17 protein-coding genes are annotated in these 14,686 nt (G+C 73.5%); 8 read left to right on the plus strand and 9 right to left on the minus strand.

Annotated features, from left to right (window positions below; genetic code table 11):
• Positions 1 to 31: 31 nt before the first annotated feature.
• A complete protein-coding gene (gene phoH2 / locus BLT76_RS15915; RefSeq protein WP_090858152.1) occupies positions 32 to 1,366 on the minus strand; it encodes an RNA 5'-3' helicase PhoH2 in 1,335 nt (444 codons plus the stop codon).
• Between the two features lie 286 nt (positions 1,367 to 1,652).
• Complete coding sequence (locus BLT76_RS15920; RefSeq protein ID WP_090858155.1) at positions 1,653 to 2,426, minus strand: isoprenyl transferase; 774 nt, start codon at positions 2,424 to 2,426, stop codon at positions 1,653 to 1,655.
• Between the two features lie 78 nt (positions 2,427 to 2,504).
• Between BLT76_RS15920 and trhA the strand changes: the two genes are divergently transcribed.
• From trhA to BLT76_RS15935, 3 genes are read left to right on the plus strand one after another with little or no spacing between them, the layout of a single operon-like run.
• Positions 2,505 to 3,230, plus strand: coding sequence for a PAQR family membrane homeostasis protein TrhA (trhA, locus tag BLT76_RS15925; RefSeq protein ID WP_244509434.1), 726 nt, complete (start codon positions 2,505 to 2,507; stop codon positions 3,228 to 3,230).
• A gap of 46 nt (positions 3,231 to 3,276) precedes the next feature.
• Complete coding sequence (locus BLT76_RS15930) at positions 3,277 to 4,410, plus strand: serine hydrolase domain-containing protein (RefSeq protein ID WP_090858158.1); 1,134 nt, start codon at positions 3,277 to 3,279, stop codon at positions 4,408 to 4,410.
• The gene (locus tag BLT76_RS15935; RefSeq protein ID WP_090858161.1) at positions 4,407 to 5,735 is read left to right on the plus strand and encodes a flavin-containing monooxygenase; all 1,329 of its coding nucleotides are present in this window, start codon (positions 4,407 to 4,409) and stop codon (positions 5,733 to 5,735) included. Before BLT76_RS15930 ends, BLT76_RS15935 begins: the two co-directional genes overlap by 4 nt.
• Here the strand turns inward: BLT76_RS15935 and BLT76_RS15940 are convergent.
• Positions 5,672 to 6,940: an MFS transporter gene (locus BLT76_RS15940; protein ID WP_090858164.1), complete on the minus strand. Its 1,269-nt coding sequence runs from the start codon at positions 6,938 to 6,940 to the stop codon at positions 5,672 to 5,674. The genes BLT76_RS15935 and BLT76_RS15940 overlap by 64 nt on opposite strands.
• A gap of 56 nt (positions 6,941 to 6,996) precedes the next feature.
• On the opposite strand from BLT76_RS15940, the gene BLT76_RS15945 reads away from it, so the two are divergent.
• Positions 6,997 to 7,965 carry an ArsR/SmtB family transcription factor gene (locus BLT76_RS15945; RefSeq protein WP_090858167.1) on the plus strand — a complete coding sequence of 323 codons (969 nt, stop codon included), beginning with the start codon at positions 6,997 to 6,999 and terminating at the stop codon, positions 7,963 to 7,965.
• Positions 7,962 to 8,816, plus strand: coding sequence for a class A beta-lactamase (bla, locus tag BLT76_RS15950; RefSeq protein WP_090858170.1), 855 nt, complete (start codon positions 7,962 to 7,964; stop codon positions 8,814 to 8,816). The genes BLT76_RS15945 and bla overlap by 4 nt, the downstream gene beginning before the upstream one ends.
• Here bla and BLT76_RS15955 read toward each other — a convergent pair.
• A complete protein-coding gene (locus tag BLT76_RS15955; RefSeq protein ID WP_090858462.1) occupies positions 8,779 to 9,288 on the minus strand; it encodes a TetR/AcrR family transcriptional regulator in 510 nt (169 codons plus the stop codon). The two genes, bla and BLT76_RS15955, sit on opposite strands and share 38 nt — an antisense overlap.
• 24 nt (positions 9,289 to 9,312) lie before the next feature.
• Between BLT76_RS15955 and BLT76_RS15960 the strand changes: the two genes are divergently transcribed.
• Positions 9,313 to 10,137: a DMT family transporter gene (locus BLT76_RS15960; protein ID WP_211753005.1), complete on the plus strand. Its 825-nt coding sequence runs from the start codon at positions 9,313 to 9,315 to the stop codon at positions 10,135 to 10,137.
• A gap of 19 nt (positions 10,138 to 10,156) precedes the next feature.
• Here BLT76_RS15960 and BLT76_RS15965 read toward each other — a convergent pair whose 3' ends face one another.
• From BLT76_RS15965 to lplB, 4 genes are read right to left on the minus strand one after another with little or no spacing between them, the layout of a single operon-like run.
• The gene (locus tag BLT76_RS15965; RefSeq protein ID WP_090858173.1) at positions 10,157 to 10,999 is read right to left on the minus strand and encodes a hypothetical protein; all 843 of its coding nucleotides are present in this window, start codon (positions 10,997 to 10,999) and stop codon (positions 10,157 to 10,159) included.
• Complete coding sequence (locus tag BLT76_RS15970; RefSeq protein WP_090858177.1) at positions 10,999 to 11,490, minus strand: SigE family RNA polymerase sigma factor; 492 nt, start codon at positions 11,488 to 11,490, stop codon at positions 10,999 to 11,001. The genes BLT76_RS15965 and BLT76_RS15970 overlap by 1 nt, the downstream gene beginning before the upstream one ends.
• A gap of 37 nt (positions 11,491 to 11,527) precedes the next feature.
• Positions 11,528 to 12,502 (minus strand): YhjD/YihY/BrkB family envelope integrity protein, encoded by a 975-nt coding sequence (locus tag BLT76_RS15975; RefSeq protein ID WP_090858180.1) that lies wholly within the window; start codon positions 12,500 to 12,502, stop codon positions 11,528 to 11,530.
• Between the two features lie 24 nt (positions 12,503 to 12,526).
• Positions 12,527 to 13,579: a lipoate-protein ligase small subunit gene (gene lplB, locus BLT76_RS15980; RefSeq protein ID WP_090858183.1), complete on the minus strand. Its 1,053-nt coding sequence runs from the start codon at positions 13,577 to 13,579 to the stop codon at positions 12,527 to 12,529.
• A 53-nt stretch (positions 13,580 to 13,632) separates the two neighbouring features.
• On the opposite strand from lplB, the gene BLT76_RS15985 reads away from it, so the two are divergent.
• Both BLT76_RS15985 and BLT76_RS15990 read left to right on the plus strand, forming a co-directional pair.
• Positions 13,633 to 14,001 carry a thioredoxin family protein gene (locus BLT76_RS15985; RefSeq protein WP_090858186.1) on the plus strand — a complete coding sequence of 123 codons (369 nt, stop codon included), beginning with the start codon at positions 13,633 to 13,635 and terminating at the stop codon, positions 13,999 to 14,001.
• Positions 14,002 to 14,026: 25 nt separating this feature from the next.
• The gene (locus BLT76_RS15990) at positions 14,027 to 14,449 is read left to right on the plus strand and encodes an SRPBCC domain-containing protein (RefSeq protein WP_090858188.1); all 423 of its coding nucleotides are present in this window, start codon (positions 14,027 to 14,029) and stop codon (positions 14,447 to 14,449) included.
• On the opposite strand, the gene BLT76_RS15995 is transcribed toward BLT76_RS15990, so the two are convergent.
• Positions 14,446 to 14,685, minus strand: coding sequence for a hypothetical protein (locus BLT76_RS15995; protein WP_139175573.1), 240 nt, complete (start codon positions 14,683 to 14,685; stop codon positions 14,446 to 14,448). The genes BLT76_RS15990 and BLT76_RS15995 overlap by 4 nt on opposite strands.
• Position 14,686 lies beyond the last annotated feature (1 nt).

Raw genomic sequence — 14,686 nt, forward strand, 5'->3', positions numbered from 1 at the left:
AGCAGACCCGTGGGGCACTCCGGCCACAGCCTCAGAGGGTGACGTTCTCCAGCATCTCGGTCACCAGCGCCGCGATCGGCGACCGCTCGGAGCGGGTCAGCGTGACGTGGGCGAACAGCGGGTGCCCCTTCAGCTTGTCGATGACCGCGACCACGCCGTCGTGGCGACCCACCCGGAGGTTGTCGCGCTGGGCGACGTCGTGGGTGAGCACCACCTTGGAGTTCGCCCCGATCCGCGAGAGCACCGTGAGCAGCACGTTGCGCTCCAGCGACTGCGCCTCGTCGACGATCACGAACGCGTCGTGCAGGGACCGGCCACGGATGTGGGTCAGCGGCAGCACCTCCAGCATCCCGCGGTCGAGGATCTCGTCGATCACGTCGCGCGAGGTCATCGCCCCGAGGGTGTCGAAGACCGCCTGGCCCCAGGGCGACATCTTCTCGGACTCCGACCCGGGCAGGTACCCGAGCTCCTGGCCGCCGACGGCGAAGAGCGGACGGAAGACGACGACCTTCTTGTGCTGGCGGCGCTCCATGACCGCCTCCAGGCCGGCACAGAGGGCCAGGGCGGACTTGCCGGTGCCGGCCCGGCCGCCGAGCGAGACGATGCCGACCTCGGGGTCGAGCAGCATCTCCAGGGCGATCCGCTGCTCGGCCGACCGGCCGTGCAGCCCGAACGCCTCGCGGTCGCCGCGCACCAGGTGCACCTGCTTGTCCGGACCGACCCGCCCGAGGGCGGTGCCACGGTCGGACAGCAGCACCAGGCCCTGGTGGCAGGGCAGCTCGCGGGCCTCGGCGAGGTCGAGCACGCCGTCGTCGTACAGCTCGTCGAGGTCGGAGGCCGGGACCTCGATCTCGGCCATGCCGGAGTAGCCGGTGTCGGACTCGCTGATCGCCTCGCCGCGGTACTCCTCGGCGTCCAGGCCGACCGCCGAGGCCTTGATGCGCATCGGCAGGTCCTTGGAGACCACCGTGACGGCGTGGCCCTCGTCGGCGAGGTTCTTGGCGACCGCGAGGATGCGGGTGTCGTTGTCGCCCAGCCGGAAGCCCGACGGGAGGGCCTGGGGGTCGGTGTGATTGAGCTCGACCCGGAGCGACCCGCCATCCTCCCCGACCGGCACCGGCTCGTCGAGCCGGCCGTGGGTGATCCGCAGCTCGTCGAGCATCCGCAGGGCGCTGCGCGCGAAGTAGCCGAGCTCGGGGTGGTGACGCTTCCCCTCGAGCTCGGTGATCACGACGACGGGCAGCACCACCTCGTGCTCGGCGAAGCGCTTGAGCGCGCCGGGATCGGCGAGCAGCACGCTGGTGTCGAGCACGTAGGTGCGGGCGGTGGGAGCGGAACGCTGGTTCTTCTCGGCCTTCGACGGCACGGTTCACCCCTCACGGGCCGGCACGCGCACTCGTCGTCCCGGTCCTAGTTGCTGCTGACGGACCGGGGACACACCCGAAGACGGGAGTGCCCGCCTCCGAACGCACGGCGTACGAGCCGTCGTGCGGTGCAGTCGTGAATGCTCACGATCGGGCCTCCCGGTACGGCGAGCTTCCCCACTCACCGATGCTCGGAACGTACGCCGCCCGCTGCTCGGTTTTCGGCGACACGCCCGAAACCAGAAGTGAACGTCACACGTCCGTAACGCGGGGTCGCGGCGGGTCCGGTCAGGAGCCGAAGCGACGCTCGCGCAGGGCGTAGGCGCGGATGGCGCGCAGGAAGTCGACGCGCCGGAAGTCGGGCCAGTAGGCCTCGCAGAAGTAGAACTCCGACTTGGCGGACTGCCAGAGCAGGAAGCCGCCGAGGCGCTGCTCGCCCGAGGTGCGGATCACCAGGTCGGGATCGGGCTGGCCCTTGGTGTAGAGGTGGTCGGCGATGTGCTCGACGTCGAGGATGCCGGCGAGCTCCTCCAGCGAGGTGCCCTTCGCGGCGTGCTCGTGGAGCAGCGAGCGGACGGCGTCGGCGATCTCGCGGCGGCCGCCGTACCCGACGGCGATGTTGACGAGCATGCCGTCGACGTCGCGGGTCGCCTCCTCGGCGGCCTTGAGCCGCTCGGCGGTGGTGGCGGGCAGCAGGTCGAGCGCGCCCACCGGGTGCAGCCGCCAGCGACGCTGGTCGGCCAGCGAGTCGACCGCCTCCTCGATGATCTCGAGCAGCGGGGCCAGCTCGGCCTCGGGGCGGTTGAGGTTGTCGGTGGACAGCAGCCAGAGGGTGACCACCTTGATCCCGACCTCGTCGCACCAGCCGAGCAGCGGCTCGATGTTGGCGGCGCCGGCGCGGTGGCCGTGGGCGGTGTCGCGGCCCACGGCCTTGGCCCAGCGGCGGTTCCCGTCGAGCATCACGCCGATGTGCTGGGGCAGGTCGGCGGGCATCTTGCGCAGCATCCGGGCCTCGTAGGCGGGATAGACGACCCGCCTGAGCCCGCGCTTCCAGTCCGCCACCGTCCCAGGGTAGCGGCGCGAAGGTGTGCTTCACCTCGTTCGGCGGTTCGCCAACCTCCTGGCGGGTAACTTAAGGACATGGCGAAGGCGATGAACGACGTGCGTGCGGGGATCGAGCACCTCGGTGAGTCGCTGCACGAGACCCTCGAGGAGCTCAAGCCCAAGCTGCGCGGCTGGCTCCACCTCGGCATCGCCCCGCTGACGCTGGCCGGCGGCATCGTGCTCATCTCGCTCTCCCCCGACACCCTCACCCGGGTCGGGTCGGCGGTCTTCACCGCCTCGGCGCTGATCCTCTTCACGGTCTCGGCGATCTACCACACCGGCACCTGGTCGCCGCGGACGTGGGCGTTCCTGCGCCGCTTCGACCACTCGAACATCTTCGTGCTGATCGCGGGCTCCTACACGCCGTTCAGCCTGATCTTCCTGGAGGGCACCCAACGCACGGTGCTGCTCTCGGTGGTGTGGACCGGAGCCATCCTCGGCGTGCTGTTCCGGGTCTTCTGGACCGACGCCCCACGCTGGCTCTACACCCCCATCTACATCGCGATGGGCTGGGCGGCGATCTTCTTCATCCCCGGCTTCCTCGAGGGCGCCCGGACCTTCGGCGGCGTCGGCATCGCGGCCTTCGTGATGATCGTGGTCGGCGGCGCGCTCTACACCCTGGGCGGCGTGGTCTACGGCTTCAAGCGGCCCAACCCCTGGCCGCGCTGGTTCGGCTTCCACGAGGTCTTCCACACCTTCACGATCTTGGCCTTCGTGTCGCACTACGTCGGCGTCTCGCTGGCGACCTACGCGGTGCGTTGACGGCCAGGGGTAGCACGAACTAGAACACGTTCCTATCCTCCTGGGCATGACCCAGGGCACCTGCCAGGAACCGTTCACCCCGCTGCGCGACCTGCTCGACGCGAACCTCGCCTCCGGCGCCGAGGCCGGCGCCTCGCTCGCGGTCGTCCGGGACGGCGAGCTCGTCGTCGACCTCTGGGGCGGTACGGCGCGCGCCGGCGAGCCGTGGCTCGAGGACACGATCGTGCAGGTCTGGTCGGTCACCAAGCCGATGGCCGCGCTGACCGTGCTGGTGCTCGTCGACCGGGGCGCGCTCGACCTGGACGCGCCGGTGGCGTCGTACTGGCCGGCGTTCCGGCGCGGCGACGTACTGGTCCGGCACCTGCTCGCGCACACCTCCGGCTACGCCGGCTGGACCGCGCCGCTCGACGTCGCCGGGCTGCTCGACCTCGAGCACAGCGAGCAGCTGCTGGCCGAGCAGGAGCCGTGGTGGGAGCCCGGGACCGCCTCGGGCTACCACATGATCGGCTACGGCCACCTGCTCGACGGGCTGGTCCGGGCGGCGACCGGGAAGCCCCTGGCCGAGCAGTACCGGGACCTGGTGGCCGGGCCGCTCGGCGCCGACTTCCACCTCGGCGTGCCCGAGGAGGCGCTGGACCGCTGCGCCGACCTGGAGCCACCCCCGCCCGGCGGCCTCGACCTCTCGCTGCTCCCCGAGGGCAACCTGCTGGTCCCCACCATCGCCAACCCGCTGCTCGACGTCGGCGGGTTCTGCAACAGCGCCGAGTGGCGGCGGGTCTCGGTGGCGGGGTGCAACGGTCACGGCAACGCACGGTCGATCGCCCGGGCGCAGTCGGTGGTCTCGCACGGCGGCGAGGTGGGCGGCGTACGCCTGCTCTCCCCCGCGACGATCGACCGGATCTTCGAGGTCCAGGCCGACGGGCCGGACCTGGTGCTGATGGTCCCACTGCGCTGGGGCATCGGCTACGGACTCCCCCAGCCCGCGTCCGCGCCGGCCGTGCCGGAGGGCCGGGTCTGCTGGTGGACCGGGTACGGCGGCGCGATCGTCGTCAACGACCTCGACCGGCGGGTGACCGTCGCCTACGCGATGAACCGGATGGAGAACCACTTCACATCCTCGCCGCGCACCGACGCCTACGTGCGGACCGCCTTCGCGTGCCTCGAGGCGGTGGCCCGGTGAGCACCGACGTGAAGGTCTGCATCATCGGCGCCGGCTGCTCCGGCATCACCACGGCGAAGCGGCTGGCCGACCACGGCATCGCCTACGACCAGTTCGAGCTGTCCGACGACGTCGGCGGCAACTGGTACTTCCGCAACCCGAACGGCCGGTCCGCGGTCTACGAGTCGCTGCACATCGACACCTCGACCACCCGGCTGGAGTTCGAGGACTTCCCGGCGCCGGCGGACTACCCGCACTTCCCGCACCACACGCTGATCCACGCCTACTTCCGCGACTACGTCGACCACTTCGGCCTGCGCGACGCGATCACCTTCCGGACCGGCGTCGAGCGTGCCGTCCGTACGGCGAGCGGCGGATGGGACGTCACGTTGAGCACCGGCGAGACCCGCCGCTACACCGACCTGGTCGTCGCCAACGGCCACCACTGGAAGCCGCGGCTGCCCGACTACCCCGGCCACTTCGACGGCGTGCTGATGCACAGCCACGAGTACGTCTCGCCGTTCGAGCCGGTCCAGATGCGCCACCAGCGGGTGGTCGTGGTCGGGATGGGCAACTCGGCGATGGACATTGCCAGCGAGCTGTCGGCGCCGTGGATGGCGGACCGGCTCTACGTCTCCGCCCGGCGCGGCGTGTGGGTGCTGCCGAAGTACCGCAACGGTCAGCCCGCCGACAAGGTGATGGCGCCGCCGGACATCCCGAAGGAGCAGGCGCTGGTCGCGTCCCGGGCCCTGATCCGCGACCTGGTCGGCTCGATGTCGTCGTACGGGCTGCCCGAGCCGGACCACGAGCCGCTCGCCGCGCACCCGTCGGTCAGCGCCGACTTCCTGACCAAGGCCGGGTCGGGCGACATCCACATGCTCGCGGCGATCGAGCGGCTGGACGGCTCGACCGTGCACCTCGCCGACGGCTCGTCGGTCGAGGCTGACGTGATCGTCTGCGCGACCGGCTACGAGATGAGCTTCCCGTTCTTCGAGGGGGGCGAGGCCGACCTGCACCCCGACGACGAGCACCGCTATCCGCTGTTCAAGCGGATCATCAAGCCCGGCGTCGACCACCTCTTCTACGCCGGGCTGGCGCAGTCGTCGCCGACGATCGTCAACCTGGCCGAGCAGCAGTCGAAGCTGATCGCCGGCGTGCTCGACGGCTCCTACCGGCTGCCGTCGGTGGTGGAGCAGGAGCGGATCATGCGCGCCGACGAGGCCGCCCACCTGGAGCAGTACTACGACGCCCCGCGGCACACCATCCAGATCGACTTCGGCCGCTACTGCGTCGACCTGCACGCCGAGATCGCGGCCGGGGAGGAGAGGGCGCGCGCGGAGGCGTGACGGGCGATCGCGGCGACGGCGATCCCGGCCACCGTGAACACGCAGCCCAGGGCGGCCCAGCCGAGCAGGCCGTGGTCGATGGCGGTGGCCGTGACGACCAGCGGGGCGAGCATGCCGGCGATCGCGTAGCCCATCTGGCTGACGCCCTGGTAGGCCCCGACGCTCGCGGGGTCGGCCAGCTCGAAGGCCAGGCCCCAGGCGCCGGCCTCGGCCCAGATCTCGCCCAGGGTGGCGACCACCTCGGCGACGAGCAGCACCAGCACGGCCGCGAGCGCGCCGAGGCTGCCGGCGGCGCCGTACAGGAGGCAGCCGACGGCGAGCGCCCCGCCGGCGCGCCGTACGGTCCGGCCCGCGACCAGGACGTCGTCGGTCCCGCGGGCCGCGCGCACCTGCAGCGAGGCGACCAGCACCGTGTTGAGCACGAGCAGCACCGAGATCATCACCGCAGGCGCGTCGGTGTGGCCGGCGATCCACAGCGGGACGCCGACGCTCTGCATGCCGAACTGCATCGCGATGACGGCGTTCAGCGCCGAGACCGAGAGGTACGTCGGGTCGCGGAACGGCGAGCGGCCGCGCACGGCCGCCGGAGTGCCCGGCGTGCGCACGCCGATCGCCTCCGCCAGGCCCGGCACCCGCTCGCGCAGGCCCAGCACCGGGAGCACGGACAGCAGGGCGAGCAGCCCGACGACGACCATCGCGGCCTGGTAGGCGGCCCGGGTGTCGACCAGCAGGGCGAGGCCGGCGGCCAGCGTGCCGAGGCCGATGGAGACGTTCATGACCACCCGCAGCCGGGCCCGGACCGCCACCCGGTCGGGGCCGGTGAACCAGCGGGCGAGCAGGGCCGACTTCGCCGAGCCCTGGAGGCTGCGGAAGCCGACCGCGGCGCAGGCGATCGCCACGAACGACGACCAGCCTGCGGCCGCGACGTACGCCAGCAGGGCGAGCGCCTGAGCGACCGACGCCCAGCGCAGCACCCGGTCGGCGCCGACCAGGTCGGACAGGCGTCCCCCGGCGTACGACGCGACGACGCCGGCGGCGCCCGCGATCGTCAGGCCGACGCCGACGGAGGCGGCGGAGAGGCCGATGACCCGGGTGAAGTAGAGGGCGCTGACGCCGTAGAAGACGCCGTTGGCCATCGAGCCGGCCAGGGTGGTGAAGGTGAGGGCGCGTTCGACCGGGTCGGCCGGGAGGATCGTGCGGGTCATGGGACCGTTCTCGCACCGGCGCCCGGCCGGACGTTAACGATGTAGCGTCCTGCTTCATGTTGGAGTACGACCTGAGCGGCTCGGATCTCGGCGCGGTCCGGTTCGCGATCTCGCCGGTCAACGAGCTGGCGTTCTCGCTGCGCGCCTGGCGCGACCCGGGCCGGTTCCCGCTGCAGCTGCCGTGGCTCACCGCGACCCAGCGCGCCCGGGAGGGCCTCGACGGCGACCTGCTGGTCGCCCTGACCAACACCCGCCTGGGCCTCCCCGACTTCCTCACGCCCCGGCCGCGCACCCCGTTGGAGCGGCTGGAGGACGAGCTGGCCGTCGTCGCCGCGACGCCGCTCGACGTCGTCCGCGCCGACTTCGCCGAGGTCCACCCCGAGGGCCTGCCCGGCCCGCTCCGGGGTCCGACGGCCCGGGTCCTGGGTCGGATCGTGGCCGAGCTCGCCGACTACTGGGCCGTCGCCCTGGCCCCGTGGTGGCCGCGGATGCGGGCGGTGCTGGAGGCCGACGTCGTGCACCGCGGGCGGACCACCGCCCGCGCCGGCGTGGCGGCGATGTTCGCCGACCTCGCCCCCGACGTGACCCTCACCGGCGACGTCGTCCGGGTGCAGGGTGGCAGCGCCGTGCTCCGCCGCCGGGTCACCGCGGGCGACGGACTCACCCTGGTGCCGACCCTGTTCACCCACCGGACCGCCGGCCCGTTCGACCCGGACGAGGCGCCGCTCCTCGTCTACCTCGCCCGCGGCACCGGCACCGTCTGGCAGCCCGATCGCACCGGCGGGCCCGCGGCCCTGGCCACGCTCGTAGGCGACGTCCGCGCCGGGCTGCTGGCCGCCCTGGAGTCACCCGCCTCGTCGACCGAGCTCGCCGTACGGCTCGGCGTGACGACGTCGGCGGTCAACCAGCACCTGCGCGCTCTGCGGGCCGCCGGATGGCTCACCTCGGCCCGGCACGGGCGGTCGGTGCTCTACCTGCGCTCGGAGCTCGGGGACGCGCTGCTGGCAGGATCGACCTCCGGATGACCCCTCGACGCCTCGGACGCCGCCCCCTCCTGCTGGCCGGATCCCTCGGCCTGCTGGCGGGCTGCGCGGACGAGGACCCGACGCCGCCGAGGACGCCGACGCCCGCGCCACCGGCCGCGCCGGCACGACCGTCCACCCGGATCCCCGGACTCGCCCGCCTGGAGCGTCGCAGCGGTGCCCGGATCGGCGTCTACGTCGACCCGCCGACCGAACCGCTCGAGCACCGCGCCGACGAGCGGTTCGCGCTGTGCTCGACGTTCAAGACCGTGCTGGCAGGAGCCGTCCTGGCCGGCGAGCCGGAGCCCGGCGCCTCGCTCCGGGAGGACCTCCGGCGAGCGGTCAGCGACAGCGACAACGACGCCGCCAACCGGCTGATCGACCGCCTCGGCGGACCGGCGTCGGTCACCCGGTTCGCCCGGACGCTCGGGGACGACGTCACCCGCCTGGACCGGCGCGAGCCCGACCTGAACTCGGCGGTCCCGGGCGACCCGCGCGACACGACCAGCCCGCGCGCGATCGCCGCGACCTACCGCACTCTGGTCCTGGGCGACGCGCTCCCCCGCGGCGCCCGGGACCTGCTGACCGACCTCCTGGTCGGCAGCACGACCGGGGCCGAGCGGATCCGCGCCGGACTCCCCGAGGACTGGTGGGTCGGCGACAAGACCGGCACCGGCGGCTACGGCAGCACCCACGACGTCGCGGTGGTCCGTCCGCCCGGCGGCGAGGCGTTCGTGCTCGCCGTCTACACGTCGTACGACGACCCGGCGGCCGAGCCGGACCAGGACCTCGTCGCGGCCGTCGCGCGCCTGGTGGTCAGCGCAGCAGCCGGTCCAGCAGGCTCGCGGCGCTGACCCCCGGTACGTCGAGGGCGGTCCGCGCGGCGAGCGTCGCGACGCCGTGCACGCCCGCCCATCGCGCGACCGCGTCGAGCTCGTCGCCGGGCAGGTGCGCCCGGCAGGCGGCGACCCAGGCGTCGAGCAGCGGCAGGGTGTGGGCGCGCAGGCCGAACCCGGAGCCCGCCACCAGGTCGTGGCGGGTCATCAGGTCGAACGCGTGCGGGTGGGCGACGGCGTACCCGACGTAGGCCTCGGCCATCGCGCGCGGCTCGGCGGCGACGGCGACCAGGACGACGCCCAGCTCGTCGGCCACGTCGCCCGCGAGCCGGGCGAGCAGCAGGGTCAGGGAGGGGAAGTGTCGGCGCGGGGCGCCGTGGCTGACCCCGCACCGGCGGGCCGCCTCGCGGATCGTGACCGCGTCGGCGCCCGCCTCGTCGAGCAGCGCGCGTGCCGCGGCCACCAGCCGGACCTCGAGATCGGAAGGCATGTAGACAGTGTCTACCATCGGCGGGTGACCGCCGTGCTGCTGCTGACCCTCAGCGCGGCGCTGCACGCCTGGTGGAACTTCCTGGTCAAGCGCTCCGGCACCGCCGACGTCCTCTTCGTGTGGCTCTACTGCGTCCTCGCCGCCCCGGTGGCCCTCGCCGTCCTGCTGGTCACCGGACCGGGCCCGGCCTGGTGGGCGGCCCTGGTCAGCATGCTGCTGCACACCGGCTACGCGATCACCCTCCAGCGGGCGTACTCCGGCGCGGACCTCGGCGTCGTCTACCCGGTCAGCCGGGGCGCCGCCCCGGTCCTCGTCCTGGCGGTGAGCGCGCCGTTCGTCGGGGTCCCGAGCGCCCCCGAGCTCGTGGGGATCGTCCTGGTCGTCGCCGGCCTGACCCTGATGAGCGGACCGGTCCGGCCGGGCGCGGGCGGCCTGGCGGCGGTCGTGGCCGGCCTGGGCGTGGCCGCGTTCATCACGGCGTACACCCTCTGGGACGCGTTCGCGATCACCTCCCTCGACGTCGCGCCGCTCCCCTACCTCGCGGTGAGCTCGCTGGCCCAGGCTGTGCTGCTGACGGTCGTCGTCCTCCCCCACCGCGCCCGGGTCCCCGCCGTCACCCGGACACACTGGCGCGCCGCGCTCGCGGTAACCGTGCTGGTGCCGGCCGCCTACGGCCTGGTCCTGGTGGCGATGGAGCTCGCGCCGCCCGCCGTGATCGCCGCCGGCCGGGCGCTCAACGTCGTCTTCGCGGCCCTGGTCGGCATCTGGCTGCTGCACGAGCCGCGCACGCCCCGCACCCTGGGCGGCACCGCCGTGATCGTCGCCGGCGCGCTGGCCCTGGCCCTCTGAGGGGCACTGTGACGGCGCGCTACTCGCCGGTGAACAGCGGCATCGGCTCGTGCGCCACCTCGGCCGCGAGCAGGGACGGGTCGAGGGCGAGCTCGCGCAGCACCGACACCGGGACCTGCCAGTCCGCCGTACCGACGTCCGCGCCCCGGACGTACTCCGACGCCCGGGTGCTCACCTCGTCGGCCGAGTCGACCGAGACGACCCGCGACCAGGCGAAGGTGCTGGGATCGCGGCCCTCGACCTCGGCCAGGGTCAGCAGTCGGGGCGAGTCGCCCCCGATCTGCGAGATCGGTCCCACGCTGACCGTCAGCAGCGAGCCGTCCTCCAGGGTCGTCTCGTCGCAGTCCGCGAGGGTGCCGCGGGCGAGTCCGGCGGCGCACGCACCCTCGAACGGGTAGTTCTCGCGGTCCTCCTCGGCGAAGCCCCCGACGGTGAGGTTGACCTGCGGGGTGCCGGCGGGGCGATAGTCGAGCAGGAAGACCTGCGCGGCCGGGTCGCCGACCCCGACCGGCCGTCCGAGCACGTCGTTGACGCTCCAGCGCGGCTCGCCCAGCGCGCCGACGTACGGCGTGAGGGCGTCGGTCGCGACGGCCTCCATCACCTGGTCGAGCGGCCCCGTGCGCAGCACCGGCGCCGGCCGCTCCTGGGCGACCGGGCCGGGGTCGTCCCCACGGCCGACCACCCCGGAACCGCCGAGGGTCGCGACGGCGGCCACCGCGAGGGCGCCCGCACCGGCGACCACGGCGCGCAGGCGGGTGGTCTGGCGGCGGCCCGTGCGGATCGCGTCGGCGGCGGTCACCCGCGCGGGCGGCGGATCGGCGAGGCGCTCGCGCAGCAGGGTCGAGAGCTCGTGCTCGGTCATCAGGGGCTCCAGGGCTCGGTGAGGGTCGGGAGGTGGCGGCGCAGCGTGGCGATCGCCTTGGCGGTGTGGCTCTTGACCGTGCCCTCGGCCAGGCCCAGGGCCACGGCGGTCTCCGCGACGGAGCGGTCGTCGACGAACCGCAGGGCGACCACCGCCCGCTGCTGGGCCGGCAGGGTCGCCAGGGCGGCCTCCAGGTCGAGCGGCGTCTCGGGCTCGACCACCGCCCGCTCGGGCAGGTGCTCCGCGACGACGTCGCGCGGGCGTCGGGTCGTCCAGCTCAACGCCTCGTTGACGACGGCCCGGCGCACGTAGGCCTCGAGCCCGTCGGGCCTGATCCGGGGCCAGGCCCGGTAGACCTTCACGAACGCCCGCTGGGTGACGTCCTCGGCGGCGTACCAGTCCCGGGTGACGACGTAGGCCACCCGACGCAGGGCCGCGACGCGCGCACCGTAGAACTCGGTGAACTCCGCGTCCCGGTCGCCTCGCTGCATACCGTTCATACTCCGCCGACCCCGCGGCGGGTTCACCTCACTCCACGACGTGTCCGTGCGGACGCCCGGGATCGTCGTACGCCGGCTCCGGGACGCCGGCGCGCAGCGCCTCCAGCTGGGCGCAGACCGCGACGCCGTAGAAGAAGGAGACCGCGGCGGCCAGGGCCCACAGCAGCAGGGCGACGATGCCCGCGAGCGGGCCGTAGGTGGCACCGAACGAGCCGCTGAGCCCGACGTACGCCGCCAGTGCGCCGGTGGCGACCATGCTCAGCGCGACCGCGAGGGTCCCGCCGAGGGCCAGCCAGCTCAGCGCGGGCTGGCGGCGCCGCGGCGCGTGGTCCAGCAGGACGGCGATCGCCAGCACCGCGAGCGCGACCCCGATCGGCCAGCGCGCGACGTTCCAGGCCAGTCGGGTCCCGTCCGACCAGCCGTAGGACTCGGTCATCGCGGCACCGAACGCGTGCCCGCCGACCAGGAGCAGGAAGCCCAGCCCGACCGGCAGCGCGAGCAGCGCGGTGAGCACCGCCGCGCGGCCGTACTTCTGCAGCGCCGGCCGGTCGCGCCGGATGCCGTAGATCCGGTTGGCGCCCCGCTCGACCTGGGCCATCGCGGTGGTCATCGAGGCGAGCGAGAGCAGCAGCCCGAGGGTTAGGGCCAGCTCGCCGGCGTCCTCGCTGCTCTCGTCGCCGGCCACCGCGGACGCCAGCGCGTCGCCGGACCCCTGCCCGGGCGAGATCCCGTCCACGGTCTGGGCCACCACGGTCGAGACCCGCTCCTCGTCGAGGTCGGCGGCCAACCCGGTGAGCGCGAGCAGGAACGGCACCAGCGCCAGGCAGGCCTGCAGCGCGAGCGCGCGCGAGCTGCTGAAGCCGTCGCCGTACCGGAACCGCACGAAGGCGCCGACCGCCACCGTGCGCAGCCCGTGCTTGCGGGCGAGGTGCCAGGCGTCCTCGGCGTCGAGCTCGTCGCCGTCGAGCTCGGTGGTCACGGGGACCGTGCGGGCGGTGGTCACCCGGAGAGAGTGCCCGCGCGGGCCTCAGGGCACGCGGGCCAGCCAGTCCGGGTCGCCGAACTTCGAGACCGCCAGCTCGCCGGCCTCGGCCAGCGTCGCGTCGTCGACCGCCCGCCGGGCCAGCCCGTACGACGCCTCGAAGTGGCCGAGCATCGCGTCGACCACCTTCGCGCGGGTCAGACCGGTCTGGCTGCGGATGGGGTCGACCCGCTTGGCCGCGCTGACGTGCCCCTTGTCCGACAGCTTCTCGCGCCCGATGCGCAGGATGTCGAGCATCTTCGAGGCGTCCATGTCGTAGGACATCGTCACGTGGTGGAGCACGGCCCCGTTGGCCAGCCGCTTCTGCGCGGCGCCGCCGATCTTGCCGAGCGGCGAGGCGATGTCGTTGAGCGGCACGTACGACGCGTCGACGCCCAGCTCGCGCAGCGCGCGGATCACCCAGGCGTCCAGGAACGCATAGGACTCGGCGAAGCTCAGCCCCTCGACCAGCGTCGCCGGGACGTAGAGCGAGTAGGTGATGGTGTTGCCGGGCTCCACGAACATCGCGCCGCCGCCGGAGATCCGTCGTACGACGGTGGTGTCGTGGCGCGCGGCCGCGTCGAGGTCGACCTCGTTCGAGAGCGACTGGAACGAGCCGATGATCACCGCGTTCGAGGCCCACTCCCAGACCCGCAGGCTCGGCGGACGGGTGCCGTCGCCGACCTGCCGGGCCAGCACCTCGTCGAGCGCCATCTGCACCGGCGGGTGCAGTGGCCCGGTCTCGACCAGCTCGAAGGCGTGGTCGTGCCAGGCCGTGCTGCGCCCGAGCGCCCGCAACACGGCCAGCGCGACCGCCCGGGCGTCGAACCCGACGAGTACGGCGGCGCCCGCGGCCCGGTCGACGGCCTCGGTCAGCGCGCCGAGCGGCGCGTCCACCGGCTGACCCTCCAGCGCGTCGGACATCCAGCCGAGCGCCTCGTCGGGCTCCAGGAAGAAGTCGCCCGAGAGGACGACGTCGCGCAGGCGGCCCTCCACCACGTCGACGTCGGCGACCACGAGCTTGCCGCCGGAGACCTTGTACTCACCGTGCTTCCTCACAACGGAGCGAACACCGCGGGCCGCCGTTTCATGCCGCTCGTACCGTGGGGAGCATGGCCACGATCGAGCTGACCGCCGAGAACTTCAGCACCCACGTCGAGGGCGACGACATCCTGCTCGTCGACTTCTGGGCCGGCTGGTGCGGCCCCTGCCGCCAGTTCGCCCCGACCTACGAGGCCGCCTCGGAGGCGAACCCCGACATCGTCTTCGGCTCGATCGACACCGAGGCCCAGCAGCAGCTCGCGGCCGCGGCCGGCATCCAGTCGATCCCGACGCTGATGGCCTTCCGCGAGGGCGTACTGGTGTTCTCGCAGGCCGGCGCCCTGCCGGCCCCCGCGCTCGACCAGCTCATCGAGGCCGTGCGTGGTCTGGACATGGCCGACGTGCACCGGCAGGTCGCGGAGCAGCAGACCGCCGGCTGAGGCGGTCCGGTGGTTGGATCGGCCCATGGAGCCGATCCGCCACGTCGTCAGCGTGGCCAGCACCGCCGCGGACGCGTTCACGGTCTTCACCCGTGGCATGGGCGGCTGGTGGGACCCGGCGTACTCGCCGGACCCGGCCGCCTTCACCGGCATCGCGGTCCCGCCGGAGGTGGGCGGAGCGGTCGAGCTGCTGCTGGGCGACACGCGGTCCGTGTTCGGGGCGGTCACGGCCTGGGAGCCGGGCGTCCGCTACGCGCAGACCTTCTGGCTGGCGATGGACCCGGCGTACCCCTCGACCATCGAGGTGAGGTTCGTGGACGTCGACGGCGTCTGCGAGGTCACCTTCGAGCACGGCGGGTGGACCGCCGCGAACGGCGAGGCCCGGGCGAGGTACGGCGACTGGCCGCACCTGCTGGGCCGCTACGCCGCGGCCTGCGCCGGCACCTAGGAGCGGGGCTCCTCGGGGTCCCGGGGCTCCTCGTCGTCGACCGGGCCGAACACGCCCGCCTTGCGGTTGGCCTCGGTGCGCTTGAGCTGCTTGGTGAGGAAGTACCCGAGCACGGCCACGGCCAGGATCAGCCCGATGAAGATCACGAATCCGGGCCAACCGGCCACCACGTCCTCGTCCTCGGGCACGGGGTCGCTGGTGAGGATCGTGGCGGCGACGAGGAGCAGGTGCTGCATG

This window comes from Nocardioides lianchengensis (assembly GCF_900101465.1).
GTDB lineage: Bacteria > Actinomycetota > Actinomycetes > Propionibacteriales > Nocardioidaceae > Nocardioides > Nocardioides lianchengensis.